This window comes from Roseburia sp. 1XD42-34 (assembly GCF_009917385.1).
GTDB lineage: Bacteria > Bacillota > Bacilli > Bacillales > Amphibacillaceae > Virgibacillus.
The window spans coordinates 56,247-70,074 of the sequence record NZ_QWLJ01000021.1 but is presented as its reverse complement, the minus strand read 5'-3'; the positions used below and the strand labels follow the sequence as shown (position 1 = coordinate 70,074).

General features: G+C 40.4%; 8 protein-coding genes. 5 read left to right on the top strand and 3 right to left on the bottom strand.

Annotation, left to right across the window (positions count from 1 at the left end):
* Positions 1 to 85: 85 nt before the first annotated feature.
* Both wrbA and D1839_RS12460 read left to right on the top strand, forming a co-directional pair.
* Positions 86 to 688, top strand: coding sequence for an NAD(P)H:quinone oxidoreductase (gene wrbA / locus D1839_RS12465; protein WP_120380287.1), 603 nt, complete (start codon positions 86 to 88; stop codon positions 686 to 688).
* A gap of 507 nt (positions 689 to 1,195) precedes the next feature.
* On the top strand, positions 1,196 to 1,981 hold the full coding sequence (locus D1839_RS12460) for an ion transporter (RefSeq protein WP_120380286.1): 786 nt from the start codon (positions 1,196 to 1,198) through the stop codon (positions 1,979 to 1,981).
* A 128-nt stretch (positions 1,982 to 2,109) separates the two neighbouring features.
* Here D1839_RS12460 and D1839_RS12455 read toward each other — a convergent pair whose 3' ends face one another.
* A complete protein-coding gene (locus tag D1839_RS12455) occupies positions 2,110 to 3,141 on the bottom strand; it encodes an LLM class flavin-dependent oxidoreductase (protein WP_120380285.1) in 1,032 nt (343 codons plus the stop codon).
* 1,168 nt (positions 3,142 to 4,309) lie between these two features.
* Here D1839_RS12455 and gltB point away from each other — a divergent pair.
* The 3 genes from gltB (at position 4,310) to rlmN (ending at position 12,023) form a co-directional block, all read left to right on the top strand.
* A complete protein-coding gene (gene gltB / locus D1839_RS12450) occupies positions 4,310 to 8,941 on the top strand; it encodes a glutamate synthase large subunit (RefSeq protein WP_120380284.1) in 4,632 nt (1,543 codons plus the stop codon).
* A 14-nt stretch (positions 8,942 to 8,955) separates the two neighbouring features.
* Positions 8,956 to 10,446: a glutamate synthase subunit beta gene (locus tag D1839_RS12445; protein ID WP_120380283.1), complete on the top strand. Its 1,491-nt coding sequence runs from the start codon at positions 8,956 to 8,958 to the stop codon at positions 10,444 to 10,446.
* 509 nt (positions 10,447 to 10,955) lie between these two features.
* Positions 10,956 to 12,023: a 23S rRNA (adenine(2503)-C(2))-methyltransferase RlmN gene (gene rlmN, locus D1839_RS12440; protein ID WP_120380282.1), complete on the top strand. Its 1,068-nt coding sequence runs from the start codon at positions 10,956 to 10,958 to the stop codon at positions 12,021 to 12,023.
* 91 nt (positions 12,024 to 12,114) lie between these two features.
* On the opposite strand, the gene D1839_RS12435 is transcribed toward rlmN, so the two are convergent.
* Both D1839_RS12435 and D1839_RS12430 read right to left on the bottom strand, forming a co-directional pair.
* Complete coding sequence (locus tag D1839_RS12435) at positions 12,115 to 13,140, bottom strand: serine hydrolase domain-containing protein (RefSeq protein WP_120380281.1); 1,026 nt, start codon at positions 13,138 to 13,140, stop codon at positions 12,115 to 12,117.
* Positions 13,141 to 13,370: 230 nt separating this feature from the next.
* On the bottom strand, positions 13,371 to 13,760 hold the full coding sequence (locus D1839_RS12430; RefSeq protein WP_120380280.1) for a thiol-disulfide oxidoreductase DCC family protein: 390 nt from the start codon (positions 13,758 to 13,760) through the stop codon (positions 13,371 to 13,373).
* Positions 13,761 to 13,828 lie beyond the last annotated feature (68 nt).

The following is a 13,828-nucleotide window of genomic DNA, read 5'->3' as shown; positions in this document are numbered from 1 at the left end:
GAAATTGACATATTTACAAGCAAATTAGTAAGGAATAATAGGCGGAAAAATAATGCCTAAACATAATATACGAGGAGATAGCGCCATGAAAAAAGTAAAATTAGCAGTCATTTATTACAGTTCTACAGGGATTAATTATCAACTAGCAAACTGGGCAAAAGAAGCAGCAAGTGAAGCGGGAGCAGAGGTAAGACTTGTAAAAGTTCCTGAGCTTGCGCCTGAAGCAGCCATTGCGTCCAATCCAGCATGGCAAGCACATGTTGAGGAAACAAAAGACGTGCCAGAAGCTACTTCCGATGATATTGAATGGGCGGATGCCATCATATTCTCAACACCAACTCGTTTCGGAAATGTTGCTGCGCAAATGAAACAATTTATTGATATGCAAGGGAGTCTTTGGGCATCTGGTAAAACAGCCAATAAAGTCGTAAGTGCCATGTCATCAGCTTCTAATTCACATGGTGGACAAGAAGCTACTGTATTATCTCTATATACATCGATGATGCATTGGGGAGCAATCATCGTCCCTCCAGGCTATACGAATGAAGTTGCTTTTACATCAGGTGGTAACCCGTATGGTGTAAGTGTGACGCAAGGAAAAGATGGAAAAATGGTCGAAGATGTTGAAGAAGCTGTGAAGCATCAAACTAGGCGTACGATTGAAGTTGCGGAGAAAATAAAAGCTTAAAAAACGAACTAGAAGTGAGAGAGAAGTAATTTAGAAGTAACAGGACTGATTGAGGCATAAGCTTTCGATCAGTCTTTTTGCATTAAAAAATTATCAATGCCTGTTATTAATACTTGTTTTTAGTTCATTTTAGACACTTTACAAGGTATGATAAGCTTTAGATGAAATGTGAAATGATACACATCAAGGATAATTTAAGCATCGTGGTATAACGATGCATTATAAAAAGAAACCAATTTAGCACCTCTCTTAAATATACATAGATACTTTGCATGCAGTAAAGCAACATCGAAAAAAACCAGTGTTCGGATTTATCTCTCTTTTTGCATACATGGAATAACAGTTGGATACAAGAGGCTATCATTCCTCATCTTACGGGAAGGTAAAGATGTTAGTCCCCATCAGACAACGGATTTGGAAAATTTTTCTTCATACCTTTTTAATAGTGACAAATCCATCCAAAATCGGTAAAATAACTACAGGACATAAGGGAGAAAGTGGGAGTATATGACAGCGATAAAACAAAGGTGCTTGGTTCTTTCCAATAGCCGGGTTTTTACGAATGTTATCATCAGTCTAATTATTGTTAATGCTGTTTTAATTGGGTTGGAAACATATCCTCAAATCGCAAATACATATGGACATTGGCTAGTAGTCATTGACGCAATATTGCTTTGGATCTTTACAGTAGAAATAATCATTCGGTTGATCGGGAGTGTCTCACTAAAAGCGTTTTTTAAAGACCCTTGGAGTATGTTTGATTTTGTCATTGTATTAAGTGGACATTTACTGGTCGGATCTTATGTCACCGTACTAAGAATCTTGCGTGTGCTTCGTGTTTTACGTGCGGTTTCCATTATTCCCTCATTACGGAAAATGGTAAACGCTTTGCTATTAACAATTCCTTCCATGGGTACTATCTTATTGTTATTAGGTTTGTTTTTTTATGTATATGGCGTGGTTGGAACTTTACTTTATCAATCTATTGCTCCGCAATATTTTGGTACGCTCCACCAATCGCTGCTTACATTATTTCAGGTTATTACGTTGGAGTCTTGGGCAAGTGGAGTAATGCGACCAATTTTAGCAGAAGATCCATCTTCTTGGTGGTATTTCGTTACGTTTATTTTGATTGGGGCCTTTGTGATTATAAACTTATTTGTCGGTGTCGTTGTTAATAATGTTGAAGAAGCGAGCAAAGACGAGACGCCATCCCCAACAGATATCAAACTGGCGGAGGTCCAAAAAGAACTAGCGGAAATTAAACAGCTATTACAAAAACAGAAGGATTAACGAATAAATATAAGTAAAAAACGGTCCACACTTTATGCTGGACCGTTTTATCATGAGCCTGGACGAGTGTTCGTAGTGCCTGCTGATCATTTACTATATATCAGCATTGCTTAGGGATTTGGAATCATTTAGGAAGCTCCATTACTCGTCTCATCCATTAATTCGCTGATTATTTCAAAAGACCGCAAGCGATCCTCTAAATGAAAGATTTGTGAACTAATAATCATTTCATCCGCTTCTGTTTTCTCCAAGAAATGCTCTAATCCTCGCTTAACGGTTTCTTTGCTACCAATGATGGTTGTTATTGGATCGAGCGTTTGTTCAGTTGCTTGTAATTCGAAGGCGGAAAAATGGGTTTCGATATTTTCTATAGGTGGTTGTAATTTTGTCGGATGCCCACGACGTAAATGCAAGAATTGCTGTCGCAAAGAGGTAGCGATATAATTTGCTTTTTCATCCGTATCCGCTGCAATAACGTTCACACCTACCATGGCATGAGGCTTTTGAAGTTGTTCCGAAGCTTGGAATTGTTCCCTGTATAGTCGTAATGCTGGTATCGTATATGCTGGAGCAAAGTGACTAGCAAAAGAGAAAGGCAATCCCTTTTGAGCAGCTAACCTAGCGCTAAAGTCACTTGAACCTAATAGCCAAATAGGGATATCCAAACCTTGACCAGGCACAGATTTTACGCGAGATACTGGTTCTTTGGAAAAATAGTCCTGTAATTCATTTACTTGCATAGGAAAATCCTCAACGCGCATGTTTAACGTCCTGCGCAGCGCATAAGCGGTTGCTTGATCCGTTCCCGGTGCACGTCCGAGACCTAGATCAATTCTGCCTGGATAAAGCGATTCTAATGTGCCAAACTGTTCGGCGATAACAAGTGTTGCATGGTTGGGGAGCATAATTCCACCTGCTCCCACCCGAATATGATTGGTTTTTTCAGCAATATGTCCAATCAGTACAGAAGTTGCTGAACTTGCAATACCAGGCATATTATGATGTTCGGCTAACCAATAACGGTTAAATCCGAGCGTTTCCACAAGTTTTGCTAATTCCACACTATGTTGAAAAGATTCTCTTGGATTACTACCTTCATTTACTGGAGCTAAATCTAACACCGATAATGGAATGCGATGAAAGGTTTTTTCTTTAGACATGTTACCATTCCCTTCATTCTTCTTACTAAGCAATGATAAGTGCTTTATTCTTCTTCGTCCAATTTCCCGCTTATAAATATGGTCCTATCTGTGCGTGTTCAAAAAAGAAATAAAAAGAGCCGAGGTCTGCTAAACTTACAGGCTTCTTTGAAAAAGAATTACACTTTTCTGCGTACGATGTAGCTGTCATAGCTTTTCTTATAAAAATTTTTGCATTGGGATAACGATATAACGGAGTGGCCACGTCTGACTCTAGCGCCCAGCAACTAGGCAACTTCACGAATCGCCCTACGATAAGTCATCATCGGTTCGTGGTTAAGAAGAAGGCCGACTAAAAACGGGCTTGCCGCCCGACGTCGGCATACTCCTGTTGCAGGAGCATGGTTCCTAAAACTTTAGTTGATTCGTTCCAGTCGCTACGTTGCTAAACGGGCGTCCTGCGCCTTTGTTCTCTTGCTGCAATGCCAACACTAGCCCGTCCTGTGCGGCGAAGCTTCAAGCAACGCGCTTATACAGAATGTACTGCTTTCTACTCCCGTCATGGCACGCGGGTTATATGAGTAGAAGACCCTGTTTACAGAATAGACATGGGGAGCTTCCCCGAAATATATGATCAGGTAGGCGAAGCGGCTCCCATTTCCAAGAAACAGAAAACAAGCCAATTCGAAACGTTGATAGGGCTTTTGGGGTGCTTTTGAACCACCTCACTAAGGCTTATAGTCACCTCTAATTTCACTATAAGTTGCTTCGCTTTGTTTTTCTCCGTGCTCATTCATCTAGCAATTGGTCTTCCTACTCGGATTCCACAAAGGATCGTAGTTTCTTTTTCCTTTTTGGACACGATGCTCAAGTTTAAAAATAGCTTTCGTAGAATTTTTTCACTTAAAAATAAATTTTTTAAATTTTCACGGATAAAAACCGTTCTGCTTCATGCATTGAGCATACATAAATAAAATTAAATTCTTGGTTTGACAGCGATTTCAAATATTGAATTTTAATGAAATTGCATAAAAATAACTTATCTGAATTTTGAGTTAACCGTTGAATTATGGTATAGTAACTCTACTACACTTTTTTCCGAAGGCCGCAAACAGTCTGAAATTGATTTTGGGGCTTTAGAAAAACTTTGCTAACCGGCATAACAGATGCCATGAAAGGGGATAGTTGGATGACAAAAAAAGATTTCCCTCAAGCGCAGGGATTATATCATCCTGATTTCGAACACGAAGCTTGTGGTATTGGGATGATTGCGAACATTAATGGAAAAAAGACACACAATATTGTACAGAATGCGATCAATCTTTTGTGCAATATGGAGCACAGAGGAGGGCAATCGGCTGACACCAGTACTGGGGATGGCGCTGGAATTTTGACGCAGATACCAGATCGTTTTTTTCAAAAGCAGTGTGCCAAGGAAGGAATTAAACTTCCAGTACAGGGAGAATACGGTGTCGGTATGCTTTTTCTCCCAGGCAATCACGAAGTTCGTCTAAAAACGAAAGCGATGTTTGAACAGATTATTCGTGAAGAAGGGCAACTGTTTCTTGGCTGGCGACCTGTACCAACAAATGAGTCATTTATAGGCGAATTGGCAGCGAAGCGAAAGCCAACCATTCGGCAAATTTTCATCCAAAAAGCAGCAGATACCAAAGATCAACAAGCGTTTGAGCGCAAATTATACGTTATTCGTAAACGAATGGAGCAAGAAGCAGCGCTTTATCCAGAACTTGAGGACGTATATATTTGTAGCCTATCCACAACTACGATTGTATACAAAGGTATGCTTATACCTGAGCAATTAGACGCTTTTTATATTGATTTAAACCATCCAGATTTTAAATCAGCACTTGCTTTAGTGCATTCAAGATTTAGTACGAATACATTTCCAAGCTGGAAAAGATCCCACCCTAACCGATATACCATTCATAACGGAGAATTTAATACATTGCGTGGTAATGTGAATTGGATGCGAGCTAGAGAAAAACTATGCGCATCGGATTGTTTTTCCGAGGAAGATAGGAGTAAAATTCTTCCTGTCATTGATTATGATGGCAGTGATTCTTCTATTTTTGATAACACATTTGAATTTCTTCATTTATCAGGACGATCCTTGGCGCATACAGCGATGATGATGATACCTGAACCGTGGGCAAATGATACAAATATATGCGAGGAAAAGCGGGACTTTTATGATTATCACAGTTCATTAATGGAGCCTTGGGATGGTCCGGCCGCACTTGTGTTCTCTGATGGAAAACAAATAGGAGCCTGTTTAGATCGTAACGGTTTACGTCCTGCACGGTATTATGTCACAAAAAATGGCATGATTGTACTAGGGTCAGAAGTAGGTGCATTAGATATTTTTGCCGATGATATTTTATATAAACAGCGGCTAGAGCCAGGGCGGATGCTATTGGTTGATTTGGAAAAAGGCATCATTGTTCCGGATGAGGACATTAAGATGCAAATTGCTACCGAACAACCATATAAAGCCTGGTTAAAGCATAAAGTGGCTCTTGAGGATATATGTGATATTCCATCTGAGAAGCCTGTACGTAATGAGGAGAGCTTGATTACACAGCAGCAAGCATTTGGTTATACGAGGGAAGAGTTGCAAAAAATAATTAAACCATTAGTGTTGGATGGAAAAGACCCGATTGGCTCTATGGGATATGATTCTCCACTAGCCGTATTGTCGAAGAAACCACAGCTATTATACAACTATTTTAAACAACTATTCGCACAAGTAACGAATCCACCAATTGATGCAATTCGAGAAAAATTAATCACAATGACGGAGACGAGTATTGGTGCAGAAGGGAATCTAGTTCGTCCAACTGCAGAGAGCTGCCGGCAAATACGATTGCAAACACCAATTCTTACTAATGCCGAATTAGAAAAAATACGTTGTCAACAGCTGGATGGATTAAAAGCGACAACGCTCACGATACACTTTGCTGTTGATACACAAAATAATGGATTGGAAAAAGCATTAGACAAGCTGTTTGCAAAAGCAGATCAGGCCATTGAAAATGGATCAGTACTCCTCATCTTATCTGATCGCGGCATTCACAAACAGCAAGCAGCAATTCCAGCATTGTTGGCTGTATCTGGATTACATCACCATTTCATTCGCAGAGGTGTACGAACAAAGGTTAGTTTACTAGTGGAAACAGGTGAAGCAAGAGAGGTTCATCACTTCGCTACTCTACTCGGTTATGGAGCAGAAGCAGTTCATCCATACCTAGCCCATCATACGGTAGAAGATATGGTTGCTTCAGGCGAAATTGCAGCATTATCCGGAGAAGAGGCAGTTGAAAAATATAATCGCTCGGTGACAAATGGAATTATAAAAGTCCTGTCCAAAATGGGGATTTCTACGATTCAAAGCTATCGTGGAGCGCAAATTTTTGAAGCTATCGGTATTAAAAAAGAAGTCATTGACCAATATTTTACCCATACAGCTTCTAGATTTGGCGGAATCGGATTAGAAATGATTGAACGGGAAGCTCGGATGCGCCACGAATGTGCATTTGGTGACCGTCGCGGGGAAAATAGCACCCTGGAAGCAGGGGATGAATATCAATACCGCAAAGGTGGAGAAGACCATCCATATAATCCTCAAACGATTCATACTTTGCAGCATGCTTGCCGTACTGGAAATTATGAATTGTTTAAGGAGTATTCAAAGCTATTAACCGATGAAAAGGAAAACTTGCAATCGTTGCGTGGTTTGCTCTCTTTTAAAAAACGCCAACCCGTTCCCATTGATGAGGTGGAATCTGTAGCCTCTATATGTACTAGGTTTAAGACAGGTGCTATGTCGTTTGGGTCCATAAGTAAGGAGGCGCATGAAGCTTTAGCAATTGCGATGAATCGAATAGGCGGACGCAGTAATAGTGGGGAAGGAGGAGAATCACCTGACCGGTTTATTCGTGATACGAACGGTGATTTTCGAAGAAGTGCGATTAAACAGGTAGCTTCAGGTAGATTTGGAGTTAACAGCCATTACCTTGTAAATGCAGATGAGATTCAGATTAAGGTCGCTCAAGGAGCAAAGCCCGGAGAAGGGGGACAATTACCGGGGAATAAAGTATATCCATGGGTAGCAGAAGTCCGTGGTTCCACACCAGGCGTTGAATTAATTTCTCCACCGCCACATCACGATATTTATTCGATCGAGGATTTAGCGGAGCTTATTTATAATTTAAAAAACGCTAACCCACGTGCCCGGATTAGTGTGAAATTAGTAGCCGCTGTAGGGGTAGGTACGATTGCTGCTGGCGTTGCTAAAGGGCGTGCCGATCTTGTGCTAATCAGTGGCTATGATGGCGGAACAGGTGCTGCACCACGAACCAGCCTGAAACATACCGGATTACCTTGGGAGATTGGCTTGGCAGAAACACATCAGACCCTTTTATTAAATGGATTGAGAGATCGGATTGTTGTTGAAACAGATGGAAAAATGATGACAGGTCGAGATGTTGTTATTGCCAGTCTATTAGGGGCTGAAGAATTTGGATTTTCAACTGCACCATTAGTTGCCCTTGGTTGTGTTATGATGCGGGTCTGTCATTTAGATACCTGTCCAGTCGGTATTGCTACCCAAAATCCAGCATTACGGAAAAAATTTACTGGTGACCCAGACCATGTCGTTAACTTTATGACATTCATTGCTCAGGAAGCACGTGAAATCATGGCAGTGTTAGGTTTTCGCACCATTAATGAAATGATTGGCAGAACGGATGTTTTAGAGGTAAACCAAGCCATCGATCATTGGAAAGCGACAGAAGTGGACTTATCTGCACTTCTTTACCAGCCAGATGTACCAAAGGCAGTAGGGCGTTATGCAACCGTAGAGCAGCGGCATGGGATTGAAAAGACATTGGATTACCAAGAGATTATTCCGAATTGCGGAAAATCTTTGGACTATCACCAACCAGTCGAGTTTACAACTGCAATTCGCAATATTAATCGGGCAACCGGTACGCTGTTAGGAAGTGAAGTGACTCGTCGCTACGGTGAAGAAGGGTTGCCTGCAGATACGATTAAGCTAAATTTTTATGGGTCCGCCGGTCAAAGTTTTGGCGCCTTTATTCCACCTGGTATGACATTACGTTTAATTGGGGATGCCAATGATTTTGTAGGTAAAGGCTTATCTGGAGGAAAGATAATCGTGTACCCCGATCCAATTGTTACCTTTGCTCCGGAGAAGAATACGATTATTGGTAATGTCGCGTTTTATGGTGCTTCCCGTGGAGAAGCATTTATTCGTGGAATTGCTGGGGAACGATTTGCAGTACGGAATAGTGGCGCTACACTAGTCGTTGAAGGTGTCGGTGACCATGGCTGTGAGTATATGACTGGTGGAACGGTTGTGGTACTCGGTAAAACGGGAAGAAATTTTGCGGCTGGAATGTCTGGCGGTGTGGCTTATGTATTGGATGAAGATGGCACATTTCGTTCACAGGTGAATGCCGAGTTAGTGACAGTGGAAGCTTTAACTGACCAACATAGCGAGGCAGCGCTGTTAGCGCGATTAATGGAACGGCATGTCACAGCAACAAATAGCAGCCATGCTGAACGTCTATTAAACTATTGGGATAAATACGCGCATCAATTTGTGAAAGTTACACCGATTTCGTATGTCCAGATACAACAAAGAATTCAAACATTAATAGAGCAAGGCTTTAGTAAATTTGATGCGGAAATGACCGCATTTGAAGAAAGCAAACAAGGGGCAAAAGTGAAAAAACAAATTAGCGTTCTTCAAGAGGTTGTTCATGATAATACACCTTAGTGAGGAGGTTTTTGATGGGAAAACGGACTGGATTTATGGAATATAGAAGACAAACGAGACGTGAGCGGGATCCAAAAGAACGAACGAAGGATTGGTTGGATTATACCCTTCCATTAACTGAAACAGAGATTCAAATACAAGGGGCTCGTTGTATGGATTGTGGTGTACCAACATGCCACTTCGGTATGGAAATAAATGGCGTTACTTCCGGGTGCCCTGTATATCATCTGATTCCTGAATGGAACGAGCTTGTTTACGAAGGAAAGTGGAAGGAAGCCTTGGAACGGGAGCATGAACAAAATAATTTCCCCGAATTTACTGGTATTGCTTGTCCAGCCCCCTGTGAAGGAGCCTGTGTATTGGGGATTAATGAGCCTCCCGTTGCAATTCGCACTGTGGAGCGTTCGATTATTGAAAAAGGGTTTGGAGAAGGCTGGGTAGTACCCCAGCCACCAACTGAGCGGACGGGAAAAAAAGTCGCGGTTGTTGGTTCTGGTCCCGCGGGTTTAGCGGCTGCTGCACAGTTAAACAAAGCAGGACATCTTGTTACTGTATTTGAGCGAAACGATCGGGTTGGTGGTCTGTTAACGTATGGGATTCCAGAAATGAAGCTGTCTTATGAAATTGTGATGCGCCGTGTAAATATTTTAAAGCAAGAGGGGATCACATTTGTTACCAATACGGAGATAGGTAAAGACCTGACGTATGAGGAATTAAAAAGTGAATTCGATGCAACCATCCTTTGCGGTGGCGCCACGGTACACAGGAATATTCAAGTAGAAGGAAGTAACCTTAAAGGTATTCATTGGGCGATGGAGTTTCTGCATGCCAATACGAAAAGCTTGCTAGATTCCAATTTACAGGATGGAAATTATATTTCTGCACGTAATAAAAATGTCATCGTTATTGGAGGTGGCGATACAGGGACGGATTGTTTGGCAACGGCCGTACGGCATAATTGCAGAAGCCTTACACAATTCGATATTTATGATAAAAAGGGTCTCGCACGTGATAGCGAAACAAATCCATGGCCGCAATATCCGAAAATCCACCGTGTAGAATATGGGCACAAGGAGGCGGCTAGTGTGCTTGGTAATGATCCAAGAGCTTATGCGGTAATGACGAAGAAATTTGTCGGTGATGCCAAAGGTCATGTGAAAGAAGTTCATACGATTGCTGTGAAGCTCCGCTATGGTGCAGACGGAAATAAAATTCGCGAAGAAATTCCAGGAACCGAAAAAGTTTGGCCGGCGGATTTAGTTCTTATTGCTATAGGTTTTCGAGGTCCAGAGCAGGGACTGTTAGAACAAATAGGTGTTGAAACGACAGAAAAATCAACGGTGGCAGCAGAATATAATGACTACCGGACAAATGTAGAAGGTGTTTTTGCAGCAGGAGACATGCGCCGTGGACAAAGCCTTATTGTTTGGGCTATTAATGAAGGGCGTGGTGTAGCAAGAGAATGCGATCGTTATCTGATGGGGACAACAACGTTACCTTATTAGACTTTACAAAGGTAGAACACCGTTTAATATGCGACCCAATTTCAGTGATTTCTACCTTTGATGATAAAAAATAAGTACAATGGGAAGGACCTCTTCCTACCTTGCGTAGAATGAATAAGAACTTGCGTATTGTCAGAAACAAAGCAATGATTATATGTGCTTTTACCCTCGTTTCAAGTTACAGATCCGAAATATCGTTAGAAGCAAAAACGTATGGATTTGCAACAACTCCTTTCATGAAGTAAGATAATATGGTGAATCAATATTTTATAAAGCGAACCTTCAATTAGTAGGAATTTTTTTCACCACCTCCTGATTGTTAGTACGGCAAAAGAGATGACCTAAGTACCCCTGAATGAATCGGTCATTTACGTGCTTGCTATTCCCGTTTGGGGTTGTTGTAATTTTTTCCAACTCTTGAAGCAGGAGACTTACAGCATCTTCTAGGCAGAATAAACGGAATATGGATCACTCTGGCAACTAGATTATCTAGAAATGAGGGTAAATGCATGAGTAAATCATCCATTTATGGATTAACATACGAACAGTTGAAAAATTGGTTAATAGAGCATGGACAGCAACGTTTTCGCGTCGATCAGGTTTGGAATTGGTTATATAAGAAACGAATACACCAATTTTCTGATATGAAAAATGTGAATAAACAGACCATCGCGCTATTGGAAGAGCACTTTGTACTTGGAACGTTGGAAGAAGAAGTGAAGCAGGAATCGAAAGATGGCACCATTAAATTTTTGTTTCGCCTAGCAGATGGTAATTTAATTGAAACAGTACTAATGCGGTTTAATTACGGTTTATCCGTTTGTGTTACGACTCAGGTTGGCTGTAATATCGGGTGTAGCTTTTGTGCGAGTGGATTATTAAGTAAAAGCCGTGATTTAACAAGTGGTGAAATTGTTGAGCAGATTATGATGGTGCAAAAGCATCTTGATACACAAGGTAAAGAAGAAAGAGTGAGCCATATTGTCGTGATGGGAATTGGTGAGCCATTGGATAACTTTACCCATTTAATGAATTTCATCTACGTAGTAAATGATGATCGGGGATTAAATATTGGTGCAAGACATATTACCGTGTCCACTAGTGGGCTGGCGCATAAAATTTATAAATTTGCTGATACAGGCGTACAAGTAAATTTAGCTATCTCCCTTCATGCACCAAATAATGAATTACGGCGGAGCATTATGAAGATCAATAAGGCATTTCCAATCGAAAAACTCATGAAGTCTGTGGATTACTATTTGGAAAAAACAAATCGCCGGATCACGTACGAATATATTATGTTAAAAGATGTGAATGACCATAAGGAAGAAGCTTTGCAACTGGCAGAATTATTACGTGACCATCGTAAGTTAGCATATGTTAATTTAATTCCTTACAACCCAGTAGATGAGCATAGTCATTATCAACGCAGTGATTCAGAAACGATTCAAATGTTTTTTGAAACGTTGAAGGGACAAGGTATTCATTGTGGCGTACGCTGGGAAAACGGTGCGGACATTGATGCTGCCTGTGGACAGTTAAGGAGTAAACAAATTAAAAAAGAAACGGCAAAATAAACGAAGGAGCCTAAGCAAAAAGCTTAGCTCCTTTGTTTTGCTTTAGAATAAAGAGAAGGCAGGTTCTGTGCCTGCCCACCTTCTTAAATAATTACGTTAACATGTTCTCAATTTCTTTCAGAAGTTCATAGGCTCCTTCTGATGTGTTGGAGCAAACTACAACAGAAGCTTTTGTGGTGGGATAATGAACAGCACGGAAATTTACTCCTGGGTCATACCCTATCTGAATATACTTAACTATTTCCTTTTGATTATCTAATTCCATATAGCCACAGTAACCATAGTATATATTTTGTTCCGCGCTAACGACCTCACGTGGTTTTAAAAATAATTGCGTCATCTCTTTCGACAAAAGTTGATAGTTTGTCAAAGCTTGCCAACATAAAACCATATCTTCTGCTGTTACATAAGCTCCACCATCTGGCCCGCCTTTTGCTGGTAAGGAATAAATATTTGTTTTCCAAGTTCCTACTGGATCCTCTATGTAGCCAAGAGCCGTGTTTTCCGGTAAGCGGTCTAATTCAAAGTACCCGGATTTTTTCATACCAGCCTTATGAAAAATCTGTTCCTCGATGTAAGTAGAAAACCTACATGTAGCAATCTGTTCAACAATGAGACCGAGTAATATATACCCAGAATTATTATATTGAAATGAACTATTAACAGTGGCTTGCATTGGTTCATGCTGAAATAAAGGTAAAAAATCTTTAGGTGTACGAATGTGGTACATCGGTTGAGAATGCCAAAGTGCTTCATAATCATCCATTGTATCTTCATTGAAATAGTCAGGAATTCCTGATATATGCGTTAGCAAATGATGAATCGTTACTTGGTCATCAACATGTGGGAAATCAATATCAAGACAGTCCTTTAATCTAGACGTAAAGGAAATTTCACCAGTCTCCACTAATTTGCAAATAGCAATGGATGTGAATAGTTTACTGCCTGAAGCAATCGCAAACCTAGTGTTTAATTGGTTATTTATTTTTTCTGCATCATTTCGAAAGCCATTGCTTCCTTGCAAGGTTTCGTTGCCTTTTCGAGCATAAAATGACCCTGAAAATTGCAGTTCCTTTTGCACTTTTTCTAAGTGGTACCCTTTGTTTTGTTTATTCATTTTAAATCCTCCTGAATTCTTTTTAAACTTTGCTATTTAAAAAGAATTCAATTTAGGATGTATACACCATAATATAATGCAAAGGACCCGCCTCCCCTTTAATGGAACGTTACGTATATTGTAATGGAATTTTTACAGGCAAGCAATTCAATTATAAATTTTCAAACTAAATAATTCGAACGTCATGCACACATGGTAGTTACATGCTTGTGAAATGATTGACTGCTTTACTATAAAAATCGTTTTCTAACATGTGGGGGTGGAAGTTCGCAGCTATCTTTTTTTCCAAACCAACGATAGCGGTTATTAGCAATGCGGTCGTAAAAGAAGTCGCGAATGGGCTTAGGCAGAACAATAAATGCATATAGGAATTTCCAACCTCCTGATAACTCTTTGCAAATACGTAGTGCAGCTGTTGATTTACTGTAGTACTTACTGTTATCAATCAATATTAAACTGCTTAAATCATTAGGGATGTTATATTTTTGTACCAATTTCTGACCAGCATCGCCTTGTAAGGAAGCGAATAAAAACTGTTCTTGTTTATCGCGTTGTAAAATAAATTGTACGCTTTGATCACAGAAATGACAGACACCGTCAAAGAGAATGATTTTGCTCATCGTACGTCGACCCCCTTTCTATGGATCTAGTTTGTAAACCATTTGTTTCAAAACAAGAAAAGATGATG